Source organism: Helicobacter apodemus (assembly GCF_000765745.2).
Taxonomy (GTDB): Bacteria; Campylobacterota; Campylobacteria; order Campylobacterales; family Helicobacteraceae; genus Helicobacter_D; species Helicobacter_D apodemus.
This window is the reverse complement of sequence record NZ_JRPC02000013.1, coordinates 1-17,553: the sequence shown is the minus strand read 5'-3', so window position 1 is coordinate 17,553 and position 17,553 is coordinate 1. Positions and strand designations below refer to the sequence as shown.

The following is a 17,553-nucleotide window of genomic DNA, read 5'->3' as shown; positions in this document are numbered from 1 at the left end:
TCAATTTCTTAAGCTTCAAAAATTAAAACTTTAATGGAGTTTATATTCTAAAGATTTGCAAAGATTTGTAAGGGTATGAAAGTAAAAAATATAGAATTATTATTATTTTTATTTATGAATATTACTCCTAAAAAATAGCAATAAATAAGGTAATTTCAAGATTATTTTTGGTTCTCATTTTATTTTTAATAATTTAAGTTTTTTTTAATGGTATTATACTACAATTCTTTGATTAAAAACCAAAAAAGAAGTTTCAATGTCTCCTAATCAACCTCAAAATCTAAGATCTCTTAAAAACTACCAAATCACTCCCAAAGATTTAGAAATACTTGCTACTTACTTTTCTATCATTCATCATAGCAAAGGGAGGATTAGACTTCGGGCAAGTTCAAAACTCAAAAACGCTGTAGAAGAAAACTCTGTTGATGCACAATCACTCTTAGAATGTCTTAAAAAAATTCCAGCTATTAAAGCGATAAAGTTTAATAAAATCGTGGGTTCTTTAACGATTGAATATGATTTTAATCTTTTGCAACCAAGTTTTTGGGAGTTCTCCCTCAAAGGAGAAAGACTAGAGGAAATTTCACAAACCATTAATATTATGCTAAAGGACTTATAATGACGACACAAGAAAACTTGACTCAAGCCTTAGACAATGAATACAAAGCCTATAGTTTTTATGCTAATGCCTCTAAAACTTTTGGTTTTCCTTTTAACCAAATTTTTAGCACTAAACTCCAAGATATTAACGCTCTAAATTTACACCTCACTAGCCTAAATATCCCTATACCCACCAACCCTTACATTAACACTATTTTGCCTAATACCTTAGAAGAAACTTTACAAAATGCTATAAGTAACGAAAACACAGGCATTACTCTTTATAACACCTTAATCACTCAAGAAACAGATATGAGGGCTTTAGATACTTTCTATTTATTACAAGCAGCTTCTTTTAATCACCATATCCCTACTTTGCAAAACTTTCTTTATGGTTTGAGGCAAAATAATAAAAATCCCTTAGAGCAGATTCATCAAGGAAAGGCTCTTTTAGATGAAACTGGAACTATCATCACACAATTACAAAATGGAAATCTCTCACAAGGAGAATTAGAGGGCTTTCTTAATAAACTCAATTATTCTTTAATTGGGGGAATAATACTAGGTGCATTTGGTGCAATCATCTTAAATGAATTTTTAAATAGAGAAAAGGAGTAAAAATGCCATTACCATTTATCGCAGGATTAGCTATAGGTTCAACAGCTGCGTTGTTATTTACTAAACGAAAGACATTAAAAAAGATTTTAGAATCTAAAAATATCCAAAAAAGCTTTCATCAAGGTAAAGAAATTTCTTTAAAAGCTTATAATAAACTCTCAAAAAGCATTAAAGATGCAAAAGGTGATTTAGAGCAAAAATTTCTTAATAAAGAAACTACTACAAAGAAAACAAGTAGTGCTAGAAAAAACACAAAGCACAAAGAAGGATAAATAATGGTTATAAACACAGGAACATCACGATCTATTGTAGGGCACGCCATTAGCGGAGCAATCATTGGCGGTATGCTAAGTGGAATCTATGAATTTTCACAATACAAACAAGGAAATACTTCCAAAAACAAAGCTTTAAAAAGCGCACTTAAAGCCACATTAGAAGGTGGCATTATCACTGCTAGTGGAATTGCTGCTACTAATGCTTTAGGAAATACTTCCAAAAACCCTTTACGCAACACTCTAGAAGCTACTGCCTGTATCGCTTTAGGATTAGCCAGTGTTTATGGAATCTCACAATTAATTAATACAAAGCTTACTTCACAAAAGGAAAAATAATGAATACACAACCTCACCCAAACAATCCTTATACAAAAAACAATCCAAATACCTCTACACAAAATAATAAAAATAGTCTCTTTGGAAATACCAATCCCAATGCACAAAAGGACTTTTTAAAAGGAGCTTTAATAGGTGCAGTGGCTACTTTTATTTTAACCAATGAAAACGCACAAAGAGCAATTTTTAAAGGTTTTGCAAAAATAAGTGGAATTTTTGAAGCAGGAATTGAAGAGCTAAAAGAACGTTATGAAGATGCTAAGGCTGAAGTTAATTCTGAAGAATAAACAAGAATAACTATGTTAGCACAATACGAACTTACTTTAAGCCTCATTCATTCAACTAAAAAACGAGCAAGATTTAAATATACTTATTCAAAAGATTCAACGATTAATCCTTTACATCTACGCGTAGAACTTGATAGTATCGAAAATATCTCCTCCCTTAGGATTAATGCTATTTTAAATAATATTATTATTGAATACCAAGGGGATTTAAAAACCATCCAAACAGAAATCTATCAAGCCTTACTTAAACATATTCTACAAACAAAAAACCCTAAAAAACAAGAAAGTTACATTGCTCTAAGGGATGAAATTCCAAGCTCTGCAGAAGTAACCCGTGCTGGAACCGCTCTTGTGCTTTCACCTTTTTTGAATAATCTAACCATACAAACTGGATTTTCTCTTGTAGCTTGTGCGCCTTTGCTTTTAAGCGGTGTAACAGAAACTTTTGCACACGGCATTAATTCACGCACTTTAGAAGCTTTAGCAGTGGCTATCTCTCTTTATTTGAAAGACTTTAAAACTGCAAATTCTACAAACTTTATGTTGGCATTAGGCGAATATATAGAAGAAATGACAATGTATAAAAGTGATGACCTCATTAAAGAATTAGCTAAACCAACATCAGGTGAAGTATGGATTGAACTCAAAGAAAACAATAAAACTATTACTAAAAAAGTCTCAAGTGATACCCTAAAAATTGGTGATATTGTTGTTATCGGTGCAGGAGATACAATTTTAATTGATGGGCATATCATTGAAGGGGAAGCCCTTGTTAATCAAATTTCTATGACAGGAGAGGCAACCCCCACACAAAAAGTGCGTGGAGATAAGGTGCTATCTGGCACCATTGTTCAAGAGGGGAAAATCAAAGTATGGGCTGAATCTATTGGTAAAGATACCGCTACAGCAAGGATTAAAAGCTATCTTGAAGAAACCCTAGTCCAAAAATCCTCGCAGGAATTAAATGCTTCTAAAATGGCAGATTCTCTTGTGCCTATTACCTTTGGTTTAGCCATTCTTTCTTATCTTTTTACGCGTGATTTAATGCGTGCTGCTAGTGTTTTACAAGGGGATTATTCTTGTGCTTTGAAACTTACTACACCCGTCACTTTCAAATCTGCTATTTCTAGCGCAGGAAAAGAGGGCATTATTATAAAAGGAGCAAAAAGCTTAGAATCCTTGCAACTTAGTGAAGTTTTTATCTTTGATAAAACCGGGACTTTAACAAAAGGGGATTTAGAAGTTTTAGATATTTATTCTTTCTCTAAAGAATGGAGTCCAGAGACCATCTTAAACCTTGCTGCAAGCATTGAAGAGCATTATTTTCATCCAGTAGCACAAGCGGTTGTAAAAGCCGCTAAAGAAAAGAAATTTACGCACTTTCACCACGATGAAGTAACTTTTATAGTAGCACGTGGAGTTAAAAGCGAAATTAATGCGAAAAGTGTCGTAATAGGGAGTCGCCATTTTTTAGAAAATGACGAGCAAATTCCCTTTGCCACCCATAATAAAAAAATACAAAAAATCCTCTCAAGTGGTGAAACCCCTCTATTTATAGGCTATGATAAACAACTACTAGGAGTAATTTTACTCAAAGATACCCTAAGAGAAAATTCCAAAAAAGCTTTGGAACGTTTAAGAAAAAGTGGTGTCAAAGAGATTATTATGCTTACAGGAGATACTAAACAAAAAGCCAAACAAATAGCCCAAGAGCTAGAAATTAACCGCTATTATGCGGAATTACTCCCTACACAAAAAGCGGAGATTTTAGAACAAATTATGCAAGAGGGCAAAAAGGTAGCATTTGTCGGCGATGGGATTAATGATGCTCCCGCTCTTATCCGTGCAGATACGGGTATTGGTATGCATAAAGGTGCAGATATTGCAAAAGCAAGTGCGGATGTTGTGCTTTTACATGATGATATAGAAGCGGTTGCAGAAGCTAGAGAAATCGCTATTATGTGCTTAAATAAAGTGCATAGGAACTTTAAAATTACCGTAATAGTTAATAGCCTGATTTTAGGACTTGCCACTTTAGGAAAACTCTCTGCTATCCAAACTGCTTTTATGCATAATGGAACAACTATAGCTTTGCTCCTTAACGCCTTACAAAGAATAAAAATTAAAGAAAAATAATGCGTCTTTTATTATTAATGGCTACAACACTTAGTGGAATTATATTAGCATCCACCCTAAAAAACACTTATTATAAATACAAAAAATACAAAAGGAATGATGATGAAAACTAAAGATTCACTAGAACAAAAAAGAGAAATAGCAAAAATTGGTATGAGCACCTCTTTACTCCTTACTGCTGGAAGTGCTTTGTTTTTAAGACATACTTTAGCAAAGAGAATCCACATAGGTGCTGGCATAGCACTCATTGGATTTTCTTTATGGCATTCCTCTCTCTACCCCAAAACAAAGCTAAAAGATAAAAGTTCCTAACTTTACCTTGTTATTAAACTTTTTAGTTGCAGTAATGAAATTTTAGTTTTTAAGGATGAAAAACTTGATACATTTTTTAAGTATTCTTATAGCAATTTTATATTTGGGTTGTGCTAAACTCCCAAACACACAGGAGCTTACACATAAAATCCCACAAAACTTTATTAACAAAGAAATCCTTATAAACCTTAGCGATACCAATATCAATCTCACAGCCTCTTTAGCTCCTAAAGAACAATTAAAATCCCTATTCCTTGATGAATCCTTAGAAAAGCTTTATGAAATCGCATTATCAAGCAATACTGACTTACAGATTATGCAAACAAGAATACAGCAAGCTAGAGCGCAACTAAAAAGTGCTTGGGGAGGACTTTTTCCAACCCTTAATGGAAACCTCAACACTAATGATGGCCATAGCAAAAACAATGCCACTCATAACTCCTCACAAAGCACACAAATAGGGGCTACACTTTCTTGGGAGATAGATTTATTTGGGAGATTAAATGCGAATAAAAGTGCTAAAGAATCCTTATACTATCAAAGTTTAGAAAATCTAAAAAATGCAGAAATTAGCCTTTTAGCAGAGGTTACAAGTCTTTATTTTACCCTTAGAGAAACTGCTCTTAATATTCTCCTTACCCAACAAAACATTACTGCTCTAACACAAGCCTTAGAATTAACTCACCTTAAAGTAGAAAATGGTCTTTTAGATAGCACAGAACTTTTTAACAAACAAGATTCACTCAATAATGAGCAAAACACCCTAGAATCTCTTAAAATGAAATTAGAAGAAAACAAAAATGCACTTTTAGTTTTACTAGATTTAAACAACCTGCCTTTTGATATTCACGATTCTTTTGCCTTCCATAATCCTCAACCCTTTAACCCAGACACTATTCCAGCAGATGTGCTTCTATCGCGTCCAGATATTCAAGCAAGTATCCAAAGTCTCTATGCACAAGTTTATAATAAAGCCAATGCTAGAGCTAGTCTTTTTCCTACTTTATCCTTTAATGCAAACATTAATGAAATTTTGCACTCCTCTGCCCAAAATAGCGGAAATATTGCGTGGCAGCTTGCGGCTTCACTCACCGCACCCCTACTTAATCGCACCCAATTAACACAAAATTATTTGCTACAAGATGCACTCTTAAAAGAATCCTATTTAACTTTACAAAAAAACTTAAACACTGCATTAAGTGAAATAGAAAATGCCATTTTTAACACCCAAAATACACAATTACAACTTGAAAATAACAAACACGGACTACAAAACGCTAAAGAATATTATAACTTCTCTAATAATCGTAGAAATATGGGATTAATTGATGATTTAGAACATTTAAACAATACTGCCTTTTTAAATAATTCACAAAAAAACCTTAATACTTCAACAAATGCTAAACTTCAAGCACTTATTACATTATTTAAAGCTTTTGGCGGTAATCTTTATCTCTCTAAAGGAATGCAATGAATACTTCAGAAAATATTTTGCAAAACTTAAATCCTAAAAGAAACTATAAAAAATTCCTTTTATTGTGGATTATAGCCCTTTTAATACTTATCCTCTTAGGTGGGGGAATCTACTATTTTAGCAATAGAGCACCCCTTATTATCTACCAAACTAAAGAAGTATTCCTAGGGGATATTTCAAGCACTATTAGTGCTAATGGAACACTCTCTCCTACCAATGAAGTTTCTATAGGAAGTGTTGTTTCAGGCATTGTTTTAAAGGTTTTTGTAGATGTTAATGATAGGGTAAGCAAAGGAGAGGTTTTAGCTAAAATTGATTCAGAGAGTATTGAGCAAAATCTCTACCGATTTCAAGCTCAATTAGAAAGTGCAAAGGCTCAATTAAAAAGCTCTCAAGTGGCTTTAGAAGAGAAAAAATGGCAATACCAACAACTCCAAAATCTCTATGAAAAAACGCAAGGTAAAACCCCTTCAATGTTAGAATTACAAAGTGCAAAAACTTCCTATAATGCAGCCCTCAGTGATATAGAAATTAAAAAGGCAAATATTAAAGAAATTGAAACCTCTATCCGCTCTACCCAAGTGGATTTAAAAAACTCTCAAATCATAAGCCCCATTGATGGCATTATTTTAAAACGTTCCATTGAAGCTGGACAAAGTGTAGCGGCTTCTTTTCAAGCTCCTGAATTTTTCATCGTAGCAGAGAGCTTAGAAGAAATGGAGCTTAACGCAAGTGTTTCAGAAGCAGATATTGGGAAAGTGCAAGTAGGACAAAAAGTGAATTTTAGCGTAGATTCCTACCCCTCAAAAACCTTTGAAGAAAAAATTAATCGTGTCAATTATGGTTCTAATTCTAGCACTTCAAGTAATGGCGTTGTAAGCTATGAAGTAAAAATTTATGTCCATAACAAAGATTTACTTTTGCGTCCGGGAATGAGTGCTACAGCTGATATTGAAGTAGCCAGTGCACAAAATGTTCTTTTAGTCCCCTCTAGTGCCTTATATTTCACCCCCAAAATCACCACCAAAACACAGAATAAAAATCCTTTCAATCCTTTAAACAATGTTAAAAGGAGACAATCTCCGCAAAAAACAGCGGCTAATCAAGGAAAAACCCTTTGGATATTAGAAAATAACTTACCCAAACAAATAGAAGTTGAAGTTGGTATTAGCGATGGGGAATACACACAAATCTCTAGCGAATTAATCCAACCAGGCACACAAGTTATCATAGGGCAACAAGGTAGCTAATGCAATTCATACAATTAAGCAATATTCATAAAAGCTATGGAAAACCCCCTCATACTTTTGAAGCTTTAAAAGGAGTAAATCTCCAAATAGAACAAAGGGAATTTATCGCACTAATGGGACCAAGTGGTAGTGGCAAATCAACAATGGCAAATATTCTAGGAACCCTCGATAGCCCAACAAGTGGAATCTATGAGTTCTGCGGTGTTAATGTCTGTGCTTTAAACCTCAAAGAAAAAGCTCTCTTAAGAAGAAATTATATTGGCTTTATTTTTCAAGGATTTAATCTCCTACCTAAAACAACGGCTTTAGAAAATGTTGAACTCCCCCTTATTTATCGCCAAATACCCAAAAAAGAACGTTTAAGAATCTCTATGGAAGCCTTAGAAATGGTAGGATTAGAAAAATGGTATAACCATAGCAATAATGAGCTAAGTGGGGGACAACAACAAAGAGTAGCTATTGCAAGAGCTATTGCTTCTAAACCTCTTTTTTTACTTGCTGATGAACCAACAGGGAATCTTGATACAAAAAGAAGCATAGAAATTATGGAGATTCTCTCAAGGCTCAATAAAGACTTTAAAATCACTATCTTAATGGTAACCCACGAACCTGATATGGTTAAATACACAACAAGAAAAATACTCTTTTTAGATGGTTTAATCCAGCAAGACTTAAAAGGCAATATATGATTTTAAATGCCTTTCTTCTAGCTTTTCGGCAAATTAAAAGGAATTTTTTACGCTCTTTTTTAACAATGTTAGGAATAATTATTGGCGTTGGTGCAGTGATTGTTATGATTGCTTTAGGTAATGGCACGACATTAGCTATTACAGAGCAAATGAGCAGCTTAGGGAGCAATATTTTGCTTATATTTCCCGCAAGAGATCAAACACCTGGAAGAGGTGGCAGAAAACAATTTATGCTAAAAGATGTAGAAGATTTAAAACTCCAAGTAGGGCATTTAACTCGTGCAATTGCTCCTGTAACCTCTACAAGTCTTTTAGCACAATTCCGACAAAACAATACGCAAACAGAGATATTTGGGATTGATGAGGATTATCTCATCGCTACAAACTGGGAAACTACTCAAGGAAGGACTTTTAGCAAAGAGGAATATAAAGCAGGAAGTAATGTTTGTATGATTGGTGGAAGTGTTTTAAAAAACCTTTTCAACAACGATCTTAGTAATGCCTTAGGTTCTCGCATTAAACTTGGAAATATTGTTTGTGATTGCATAGGTGTTTTAGAGAGCAAAGGACAAGGTGCTTGGGGAAATGATCAAGATGATGTAATTTTACTTCCGCTTAAAACCTACCAAAGAAGTATCTCAAAATCTGATTCCCTTTATAATATTAATCGCTTAATGGTATCCCTTAAAGATGATATTAACTCCACTACTGCACTTAATCAAATCTCTATGGCATTACAACAAATACGCAATATCAAAAAGGGGCAAAAAAACGATTTTGAAATTATGGATACTAAACAGATTCTTGAAATTATGAAAAATACAACGAATAATCTTACACTATTTTTAGGTGCTATTGCAGGAGTTAGTTTGATTATAGGGGGCATTGGGATTATGAATATTATGCTTGTCTCTGTTACAGAGCGAACCAAAGAAATAGGGACTCGTTTAGCTATTGGTGCTTTGCAAAGCGAAGTTTTATTGCAATTCCTTATTGAAGCCATAACCCTAAGTTCTCTTGGTGGAATCTTAGGGATTATTTTAGCCTTTTTTTCTTCTTTGGGTATTAGCCACTTAATGGATATTCCTTTTAGCTTTGATTATAGTGTTGCACTATTTGCCTTTTTATTTTCTGCTTTTATTGGAATCTTATTTGGTTATATTCCCGCTAAAAGAGCTTCAAAACTTAATCCTATTGATGCTCTAAGGCACGAATAAAAGAGTTTATTTCATACGGAAGTATAGATATTAAAAACTTGTTTTAAGTAATTTTATAATAGAATAAAAGTTTATTTTAAATTAAGGTAGTTTTAATGAAAAGGACCTATCAACCTCATAATACACCCAGAAAAAGAACTCACGGATTTAGAGCCAGAATGCAAAACAAAAATGGAAGAAGAATTATCAATGCTAGACGTGCTAAAGGAAGAAAAAAATTAGCTCTCTAAAATTGGAATTATTTTGGTTACTTTAAAAATAAAAGCAGAGTTTGAAAGTGTTTATAAAAGTCAAAAAAGATGGCATAGCCCCTATTTTATCCTTTTTTTTAAAGAGAATATCCATTCTCAAAAAAGAATAGGATTTTGTGTCTCTAAAAAGATAGGAAATGCGGTTTGTAGAAATTCCATAAAAAGACGTTTGCGTAATATTTATAAGGAATCTATACCAAAGCTAAAAAATGGAGATATGATTTTATTGGCTAAAGGCGGAGTAGATAAAATTACCTATGAAACCTTAAGAAATAACTATAATTATGCACTTTTAAGACTTAATTTAATGCAAAAATTAGGGTAAATTTATGTTAAAAAAAGTAAGTAAAGTCAGTATTAATATTATTAATTTTTATCAATGTTATATTTCTGTTTTATTGGGTGCAAAATGTCGCTATTACCCTAGTTGTTCAGAATACTCTAAACAAATTTTCCACTTCCATAATCCTTTTGTGGCTTTTTATAAAACACTCTTACGCATTTTAAGCTGTAATCAGTTTTTTCAAGGAGGGATTAATTATCCAAAAGCAACGCTTTTTATACAACCCATTTTTACTTCACCAAAACATTTTAACTTTTGGCTAATCCCTACACAACCTATACTTTTTAGCCTAAAAAACTTCACAAAACAACAAGTTTATATCATCAAAAATCTATCAAAGGATCCTAGTGTTTAATAAAATTGATAATCTAAGCTCTCAAGCAAGAATCTTAATTGCCGTTATTTTAGCACTCTTGTTTTTTGTCCCTTATAGTTATCTTTATAAACCCACCCAAACCACAGAACAAGAAAACAAAACGACCAATTCCGCCATCCCACAAACTATACAAGAGCAAAGCACCCAACCCATACAACAAAATCTCCCCACAAGTAATAATCCAACAAAAGAAATTATTGCAACCATTCAATCTAAAAATTTTGAATACCAAATTGATAGATTAGGAAGAATCACGCAAGCTTTTTTAAAAGACACCAAATACCAAAAGGACTCCCAAGATTTACCACTTTTCTCCACAGATATTTCCCAACAAGATAACCCAAAGCCCTTAGAAATAAGATTTTCTGACCCCCTAATCAATCAGCAAGCTTTTAGCACACCCTATTTAGCAAATACCGCTAATATCCAAATAGAAGACAATCCTCAAACCCTAATACTCACACAAAAACTTCAAGAAATTACCATTGAAAAGCATATTACCTTTTATCCTAATGGATATTATGAGATAAATATTAATGCCCCACAAAACTACGCCTACTTTGTATCTCCGGGAATGCGTCCTAATGTAGAAAGTGATGCTTATATCTTTAAAGGTGTAATTATTAAAGAATCTGATAATACTATCACAACTATAGAAGATGGAGATGCTAAAGAACAAACTAATTTCAAAGCCTCCACTATCTTAGCCGCTGTTGATAGATACTATACAACCCTATTTTTTAAACAAGAAGGAAATATAGATTCTATTATTTTAAATAATAGCAATAAAGACCCTATGCCCTTTATTAGTGCTAATGGAAATATTAGTTTATCAGGTTATATTGGTCCTAAAGATCACAGAGTATTAGAGAGTATTAACCCCTCTCTTACAGATGTTATAGAGTATGGAATCATCACCTTTTTTGCAAAACCTCTTTTTTTACTTTTAGATACACTCTACAAGCTAACAGGTAATTGGGGGTGGGCTATTATTTTACTCACACTTATTGTTAGAATTGTGCTTTATCCACTGACCTATAAGGGTATGGTGTCTATGCAAAAACTTAAAGATTTAGCCCCTAAACTTAAAGAAATACAAGCCAAATATAAAGGCGAACCCCAAAAACTCCAAGCCCATATGATGGAACTCTATAAAAAACACGGAGCCAACCCTATGGGTGGTTGTTTGCCATTACTCTTACAATTACCCGTATTTTTTGCTATCTATCGTGTTTTATATAATGCCATAGAGTTAAAAGGTGCAGGGTGGCTTTTATGGATACAAGATTTATCGGTTATGGATCCTTATTTTGTATTACCTATTTTGATGGGGCTTACAATGTTTTTACAACAACATTTAACACCCACAACCTTTAGCGACCCTATGCAAGAAAAAATCTTTAAATTCCTACCCCTTATTTTCACGATATTTTTTGTTACTTTTCCTTCAGGACTAGTGCTTTATTGGTTTGTTAATAATGTTTTTTCAATCCTCCAACAACTTGCTATTAACAAATCTTTAGCCTATAAAAAATCCAAAGAAATCGCAGAACATAAACATCGCCCAAAAGATTCTTAAATGAAAAAAATAGAAGCTGATAGTTTAGAAGATGCACTCATAAAAGCCTCTAATGAGTTTAATTGCTCGGTAATAGATTTAGAATATGAGATCATTCAAAACCCTTCTAAAGGTTTTTTAGGATTTGGTAAAAAATCCTCTATTATTTGCGTAGAACCAAAAATAAAAACCACCAAAGAAGAATCTAAAAAAGAAAATCCACAGCATTTAATACACAAAACCCCATCTTCTTTACGACAAGAAAAGGATATAGCAATTATTGCAAAAACTATCCAACAAGAATTAAAAGAATTACTAGGCCTACTCCCTTATAACATCCATACAATCCTAGTGAAGCCCTATGATGAAAATACCTTATATATTAAACTCGATGGAGAAGATTCTGCTTTACTCATCGGTAAAGAGGGTTATCGTTACAAGGCTATTTCTTATTTGCTTTTTAATTGGATAAATCACAAACATGGCTTGATGGTAAGGCTAGAAATTGCGGAATTTTTGAAGAATCAAGAAGAAATGATTGCAAATTATTTATTACCCATTATTGAAACAATTAAATTAACAGGTAAAGCACAAACTAAGCCTTTAGATGGAGTTTTAGCCCACATTGCCATTACACAATTAAGGGAGCAATTTCCCAATAAATACATAGCCTTTCGTTTGACAAACGATGGGCAAAGGTATATTATCATTAATGACTTCCATCACGCATAGCACTATTGTAGCACCCGCGACCACTTACGGAAACTCTTCACTGAATGTTATCCGCTTAAGCGGGACTAGAAGCTTAGACATAGCTTCACAACTTGCTAAAAAAGATTTAACCACTCTCCAACCCCGCTTTGCAAAACTTACAAAAATCTATTTTGAAAACAACATTTTATTAGATGAATGTATTATCATTTACTTTAAAAGCCCTCATAGCTATACAACAGAAGATGTAGTAGAATTTCAATGCCACGGAGGCACTTTTATCGCAAAAAACATTATAGAAGAATGTATCAAATATGGAGCTATTCTTGCTAAACCCGGAGAATTTACAAAAAGGGCTTTTTTAGGTGGTAGAATCGACTTAACACAAGCCCAAGCTATCGCTAAACTTATCCAATCTAATAATGCACAAGCCCACAAAATGCTAATGCGACACTTAAAAGGAGAAATGCAAGATTTTTGCGAACTCTTACGCGAATCCCTCCTTAAGATATTAGCCCATAGCGAAGTTTTTATTGACTATGCCGATGAAGAACTGCCGCAAAATCTACTCCAAAGCATCCAAAAACAACTTGATTCTATATTACAGACACTCTCTAGCCTCTCTGAAAAATCTTACCAAAAACGCAATCTCTTTGAAGGCTATAAAATTTGCATTATTGGCAAACCCAATGTTGGCAAAAGCTCTCTTTTAAACGCACTCCTAGAGGATAATCGTGCTATTGTTAGTGATATTGCAGGCACAACTCGTGATAGTATTGAAGAAAATTTTATCCTAGATGGGCATTTATTGCGACTAATTGATACCGCAGGGATTAGAAAAAACGCTGATATTATCGAAAATGAGGGTATCCAAAGAAGCTTAGAGAAGGCTAAAGATAGTGATTTACTCCTTGTGCTTTTTGATAATAGTAGAATCTTAGATGATGAGGATTTAACGATTTTGCACCTTTTAAAAGAATATAAAGATTCTAAAAAAATTGTTGTTATTATCAATAAAATAGATTTAAAAAATTGCTTTAACCAACAACAACTCACGCCCTTTAAGCCCTTATTGCTTTCTTTAAAAAACAAAGATTCCTTGCAATCTCTTAAAAACCATTTAAAGACTATTTTAAGCTCCCAAGATGATAATCATACCCTACTGCTAACTTCCCAATACCAATTTGAAACTATACAAACCTGCATACAAGCACTGCAATCCTCTATTATGCCCTTGCAAAATGGCGAATTAGAGCTCTTTAGTTTCCATATCAATGAAGCAATACAAGCCATTGCCTCTCTTACAAAACCCTATGAATATTCCCAAATGCTAGATAAAATGTTTAGTGATTTTTGCTTAGGCAAATAACACCTAAAATTCTCTAAAAATAATTTGTTTCTTAGCATTAATAGTCTGTCTTTTGATAGTATTGTTAAAAAAATCCTGCTTAGAATCTTTATGAACTAGAGGCAATATCGCAAGGAATTTTCCCCTAAAAAGCTCCCCACCCTCAAGCTCACCCCTTGTATCATACATCGCCAAAAACTGCTCCTTACTCAAAGTTCTATTCCCAAGTGAAGGATCGGCTAACCATATAGTCTTTTCATTAATACCCCTAATTACAGAAAAATGATCACTCTTTCTATGCTTTAGATAAACCACCACAGGAATCTTTAGCTTAGAGAGTTGCTCAAAACTCGCAGCAAAGCCTTGTGCTTTAAATCCAAATTGCGGCAATGCCTTTGCCATATCCTCAAAACTCGATTTATTATCCCCTTTATCCATTGCTTGAAGTATCTCTTCCTCGCTAGTTTCTCTACCATAATAAAAAGTAAGGATTGTAGCCAAAGAAGCAGCCCCACAAGAGTAATCCAAATCTTGTTTGATGATTTTTTCATCCCTTAATTCCTTATAGCTTTTTACCCCTACAGAAAGGGTATGAGAGGAGTTTATAAAAAAACGATAATCCTTAGCCTCTAACAAAGAAATCCATAAAAGAAAGTATAAAACCTTGAATTGAAAACATTGCAAATCATCATCTCCTTTTACTTTTATCCCTTAAGAGGAATCTTAAAGCATAAACCTAAAAGCCTTGCCCTAAAAAGTATAGCTCCAATGCAAAGTTACACTGCTATTACTATCTTTTTGTGTAGCGGCTTTAAAGTTAAGATTTAAGATATTATCTTCAGAAAAGCCATACCCCAAACCAAAGGTTGGTTGGAGGAAGCTACGATGAAGCCCATTTTTGCTACCATCAAATTTACTTGCCCTTTGATGAAGCCATTCAAAGCCCAAACTTAGAGTAATCCATTCATTAACCGCAAAACCAACATTAGGATGAAGTAAAAGCACATTTCCGGGCTTATAAGTTCCATCTTTGCTTTTGCGTTTATGACTATAGCGATAGGTGGTGTTTAAAACCAAAACCACAGGATCAATGCTTTTATACACAATACTTCCTATTTGTAGAGAGTGTAAGTAGGAGGATTTATTAAGGTTTTTCTCATAAAGTGCGGTTTCTATGTAGCCTAAAACACCAACACTAGAATCATCTTTTAAAAACTCATAATTCACGCCCAGCCAACTATCTATAGGCTTATGCGTAAAGGTATTTGTAGAAATACTAGGATCTTTTTGCTGCCTATAGCTCCCTAGATAGCTACCGCGGATATAAATATCTGCTTTATTGCTTATCCCATAATTAATCCCTAAAGTCCCAATAAGATTATCATTCTCTTGCTCACTCTCTCCAAAGCTAGAGGGAATAGCCACAAAACCAGTATTGCTAATAGGGACGATAATGGGATCCCCTGTAGAGAGATTCTGACTTTTAGAATTCGTATAGCTAAGGGAGCTTTCTAGCTTAAACTTCCCCTTCCCACTCACTAGATCTTCTACCAACAAAGGCATATCCGCCGATAAAGACGCACAAAAAATAATAAAAAAGAATAATAAGACCCGCATAAAACCTCCTTTGAAAAATTAATCATTAAAGAGCAAATCAGGTAAGAGACCAGCTCATAGGACAAAATAACCAAAATATTAGAGGCAAATAAATCTCTATCCATTGATAAAATCTAGTAAAACGACCCCTATCTCCCTCTAATTGAAAAAACTTAGAATGGTATCTATAGCGATAACACAAAAAGATAAAGATAGTCTCTAGCATAACAACTAGCATTCCAAGAAATTGCCACCATTGCGTATCAAAGAACATAAGGGAGATGATAACAAGGGAAGATTCCACACACATCATAGTATAAAAGATGACCTCACCATTAACAAAACTTCGAGCATTTAGAATCATCTTACATTTTGCAAAAAACATTTATAATATCCTTATAAAAAAAACATGGAGGCAGACAAGATAAATATAAAATACAACAGCTCTTCAAGGCATAACTTTCCACTCATTCTAAAAATCCTAATGGCAAAGAATTTATGGCATCTCTCTTCGGTATAACAAATCACTAACGCATTAAAAATAATAAAAATAGGTATCAACGCAGGATTGATTGGAAACCCATAAAAACCATAGGCAACAATAAATGCAAAAATAACGAGTATAAAATTAAACAACACAATACCCCATAAAACACTCCTTGGAGAGAGTGTAATTGGACGCTTTAGCATTTCTTTATTATCTCCAATATTGAAATCTTTGGTTTTTTACTTAGCGTTTTATCTCCTAAAATATTGAGGGTATTGGGACTTAAGAGATTCTAAGCGAGGTTGCACATATTTAGTCATCACTCTACCAGCTACCAAACTTCCACCCATCGTTGCTGGAGCCAGTGCTGATTTTGCAAAGATTTGTATTGGTTTTAAATATTTATACCCAACTGCCCCAGCATATACACCTCTACGAAAGCTTCTCCAACTCCAACCTTGATTCTTACCAATTTGATAAGCAATATTATGAGCACCCCCATAAAATGCACCAATACCAATCCTCACAGCAAATGGCACCCACGCTCCCTCTGTGGTTTTCATCTCTTAATCAGAGAGGGCTATTAACTCTAAAGGTTGAGAATCTTGTATAAAAAGTGATTCTATCTCTTGTTGTGTAAAATTGCTATCTTGTGCGAAAGTCAAAGTAGAAAGAAAACCAATAAAGATTAAAAAACTAAATATTGTCTTTTTCATAATGAACCCTTTAAAATGTAATTTTTAATAAAACTATTCTATTTTTAACTCTATTAAAATAATCTTAAGGTGAGAAAGGGAATTAAAAATAAAGTTATGTAAAGTATAAAAAGTAACAATATTTTAGAAAATATCTATCCATACAAAAAAATGACAAGATTTATAGAGATTTTATTAAAAAATATTAAAACTTAAAACTAATCAAACCACCCTGTAAAAATATCTCCCAATGTATAAAACGCAAATAATAAAAACGCATCTAACAATAAATAAACCAACAAAAGAATCGCAATTATCAAAAATGGAGTTATGGGATATTTGTGGAATATAGGAAAATATAAAAACCCCATAAGGGGCAGGAGAATAATTAATAATGCAATGAATATTCCTACCTCAACCCAATATTGCAACGAAATACACAATGCAGGCAAAGCAAAAAGAATAAGAAAGATTAAAACGACTCTCTTTTTTTCATTATTTTTTATTCTTAGCATTCTTTTAAAAAACAACTTCCAGCTTGTTTGATATACTCTAAAAAAATTCTTATTCATTACACAATTATCTACGATATCGATGATGGTATCTATACCTATCATACCCCATAATTCCACCAAAAGTAGTAACTCCTTGTATAGTGCCAGCAGTTACTGCTTTGTCGTATAGGAGGTGTTGGCTTAACAACAGCAGGAGGTAATCTCCTAAATGTCCTATACGCTCTTACCCCAGCCTTCCAAGCATACCCGCCTATGGGAGCCATTACCGCCCCTTTTGCCACAGCCCACCCAAAGGAACTCCAGCTCCAGCTTCGCCTTATACTTAATTGATAAGCAATATTTCCAATTCCACTTCCAATAGCCCCACCCATTATCGAAACAAATGGCAACCACGCTCCCTCTGTGGTTTTCATCTCTTAATCAGAGAGGGCTATTAACTCCAAAGGTTGAGAATCTTGTATAAAAAGTGATTCTATCTC

The 17,553-nt window shown here is 33.6% G+C and carries 24 protein-coding genes; 17 read left to right on the top strand and 7 right to left on the bottom strand.

The genetic code is table 11. From position 1 onward, the window contains the following. Positions 1–256 precede the first annotated feature (256 nt). From LS72_RS05845 to mnmE, 17 genes are all read left to right on the top strand, one after another. Complete coding sequence (locus tag LS72_RS05845; RefSeq protein ID WP_052087220.1) at positions 257–619, top strand: HMA2 domain-containing protein; 363 nt, start codon at positions 257–259, stop codon at positions 617–619. Then, a complete protein-coding gene (locus LS72_RS05840; RefSeq protein ID WP_034552772.1) occupies positions 619–1,218 on the top strand; it encodes a ferritin family protein in 600 nt (199 codons plus the stop codon). Before LS72_RS05845 ends, LS72_RS05840 begins: the two co-directional genes overlap by 1 nt. Positions 1,219–1,220: 2 nt before the next feature. Further along, positions 1,221–1,490 (top strand): hypothetical protein, encoded by a 270-nt coding sequence (locus LS72_RS05835; RefSeq protein WP_034552771.1) that lies wholly within the window; start codon positions 1,221–1,223, stop codon positions 1,488–1,490. A gap of 3 nt (positions 1,491–1,493) precedes the next feature. Then, positions 1,494–1,829: a hypothetical protein gene (locus LS72_RS05830; protein WP_052087219.1), complete on the top strand. Its 336-nt coding sequence runs from the start codon at positions 1,494–1,496 to the stop codon at positions 1,827–1,829. After that, positions 1,829–2,116, top strand: coding sequence for a hypothetical protein (locus LS72_RS05825; RefSeq protein WP_034552766.1), 288 nt, complete (start codon positions 1,829–1,831; stop codon positions 2,114–2,116). Before LS72_RS05830 ends, LS72_RS05825 begins: the two co-directional genes overlap by 1 nt. A 12-nt stretch (positions 2,117–2,128) precedes the next feature. Beyond that, on the top strand, positions 2,129–4,252 hold the full coding sequence (locus tag LS72_RS05820; RefSeq protein WP_034552764.1) for a heavy metal translocating P-type ATPase: 2,124 nt from the start codon (positions 2,129–2,131) through the stop codon (positions 4,250–4,252). Between the two features lie 102 nt (positions 4,253–4,354). Continuing rightward, complete coding sequence (locus tag LS72_RS05815) at positions 4,355–4,564, top strand: hypothetical protein (RefSeq protein ID WP_238700728.1); 210 nt, start codon at positions 4,355–4,357, stop codon at positions 4,562–4,564. A 55-nt stretch (positions 4,565–4,619) separates the two neighbouring features. Further along, entirely contained in the window at positions 4,620–6,038 is a 1,419-nt protein-coding gene (locus LS72_RS05810; protein ID WP_034552760.1) for a TolC family protein, read from the top strand. Continuing rightward, positions 6,035–7,288: an efflux RND transporter periplasmic adaptor subunit gene (locus tag LS72_RS05805; RefSeq protein ID WP_034552758.1), complete on the top strand. Its 1,254-nt coding sequence runs from the start codon at positions 6,035–6,037 to the stop codon at positions 7,286–7,288. The genes LS72_RS05810 and LS72_RS05805 overlap by 4 nt, the downstream gene beginning before the upstream one ends. Beyond that, on the top strand, positions 7,288–7,977 hold the full coding sequence (locus LS72_RS05800; RefSeq protein WP_034552755.1) for an ABC transporter ATP-binding protein: 690 nt from the start codon (positions 7,288–7,290) through the stop codon (positions 7,975–7,977). The genes LS72_RS05805 and LS72_RS05800 overlap by 1 nt, the downstream gene beginning before the upstream one ends. Continuing rightward, complete coding sequence (locus LS72_RS05795; protein WP_034552753.1) at positions 7,974–9,194, top strand: ABC transporter permease; 1,221 nt, start codon at positions 7,974–7,976, stop codon at positions 9,192–9,194. Before LS72_RS05800 ends, LS72_RS05795 begins: the two co-directional genes overlap by 4 nt. Positions 9,195–9,289: 95 nt before the next feature. Continuing rightward, entirely contained in the window at positions 9,290–9,424 is a 135-nt protein-coding gene (gene rpmH, locus LS72_RS05790) for a 50S ribosomal protein L34 (protein WP_034552751.1), read from the top strand. Between the two features lie 13 nt (positions 9,425–9,437). Next, positions 9,438–9,770 carry a ribonuclease P protein component gene (rnpA, locus tag LS72_RS05785; protein WP_034552749.1) on the top strand — a complete coding sequence of 111 codons (333 nt, stop codon included), beginning with the start codon at positions 9,438–9,440 and terminating at the stop codon, positions 9,768–9,770. Positions 9,771–9,774: 4 nt separating this feature from the next. After that, entirely contained in the window at positions 9,775–10,143 is a 369-nt protein-coding gene (gene yidD, locus LS72_RS05780) for a membrane protein insertion efficiency factor YidD (protein WP_084590122.1), read from the top strand. Continuing rightward, positions 10,136–11,743: a membrane protein insertase YidC gene (yidC, locus tag LS72_RS05775; RefSeq protein ID WP_034552747.1), complete on the top strand. Its 1,608-nt coding sequence runs from the start codon at positions 10,136–10,138 to the stop codon at positions 11,741–11,743. The genes yidD and yidC overlap by 8 nt, the downstream gene beginning before the upstream one ends. Beyond that, positions 11,744–12,454, top strand: coding sequence for a Jag N-terminal domain-containing protein (locus LS72_RS05770; RefSeq protein WP_034552744.1), 711 nt, complete (start codon positions 11,744–11,746; stop codon positions 12,452–12,454). Beyond that, entirely contained in the window at positions 12,435–13,802 is a 1,368-nt protein-coding gene (gene mnmE / locus LS72_RS05765; RefSeq protein WP_034552741.1) for a tRNA uridine-5-carboxymethylaminomethyl(34) synthesis GTPase MnmE, read from the top strand. Before LS72_RS05770 ends, mnmE begins: the two co-directional genes overlap by 20 nt. A 3-nt stretch (positions 13,803–13,805) precedes the next feature. Here mnmE and LS72_RS05760 read toward each other — a convergent pair whose 3' ends face one another. The 7 genes from LS72_RS05760 to LS72_RS05735 all read right to left on the bottom strand — a co-directional run bounded on the left by LS72_RS05760 (position 13,806) and on the right by LS72_RS05735 (position 17,487). Next, positions 13,806–14,465, bottom strand: a complete 660-nt coding sequence (locus tag LS72_RS05760) for a C39 family peptidase (RefSeq protein WP_034552738.1) — start codon at positions 14,463–14,465, stop codon at positions 13,806–13,808. 66 nt (positions 14,466–14,531) lie between these two features. Next, on the bottom strand, positions 14,532–15,398 hold the full coding sequence (locus tag LS72_RS05755) for a hypothetical protein (protein WP_052087218.1): 867 nt from the start codon (positions 15,396–15,398) through the stop codon (positions 14,532–14,534). A 37-nt stretch (positions 15,399–15,435) separates the two neighbouring features. Continuing rightward, positions 15,436–15,762: a hypothetical protein gene (locus tag LS72_RS05750; protein ID WP_034552736.1), complete on the bottom strand. Its 327-nt coding sequence runs from the start codon at positions 15,760–15,762 to the stop codon at positions 15,436–15,438. Positions 15,763–16,115: 353 nt separating this feature from the next. Next, the gene (locus LS72_RS05745; RefSeq protein ID WP_138155171.1) at positions 16,116–16,427 is read right to left on the bottom strand and encodes a hypothetical protein; all 312 of its coding nucleotides are present in this window, start codon (positions 16,425–16,427) and stop codon (positions 16,116–16,118) included. Between the two features lie 3 nt (positions 16,428–16,430). Beyond that, positions 16,431–16,580 carry a hypothetical protein gene (locus LS72_RS10835; RefSeq protein ID WP_194145565.1) on the bottom strand — a complete coding sequence of 50 codons (150 nt, stop codon included), beginning with the start codon at positions 16,578–16,580 and terminating at the stop codon, positions 16,431–16,433. 197 nt (positions 16,581–16,777) lie between these two features. Next, positions 16,778–17,191, bottom strand: a complete 414-nt coding sequence (locus LS72_RS05740; RefSeq protein WP_138155169.1) for a hypothetical protein — start codon at positions 17,189–17,191, stop codon at positions 16,778–16,780. Beyond that, positions 17,173–17,487 (bottom strand): hypothetical protein, encoded by a 315-nt coding sequence (locus LS72_RS05735; RefSeq protein ID WP_138155167.1) that lies wholly within the window; start codon positions 17,485–17,487, stop codon positions 17,173–17,175. Before LS72_RS05735 ends, LS72_RS05740 begins: the two co-directional genes overlap by 19 nt. Positions 17,488–17,553: the final 66 nt, after the last annotated feature.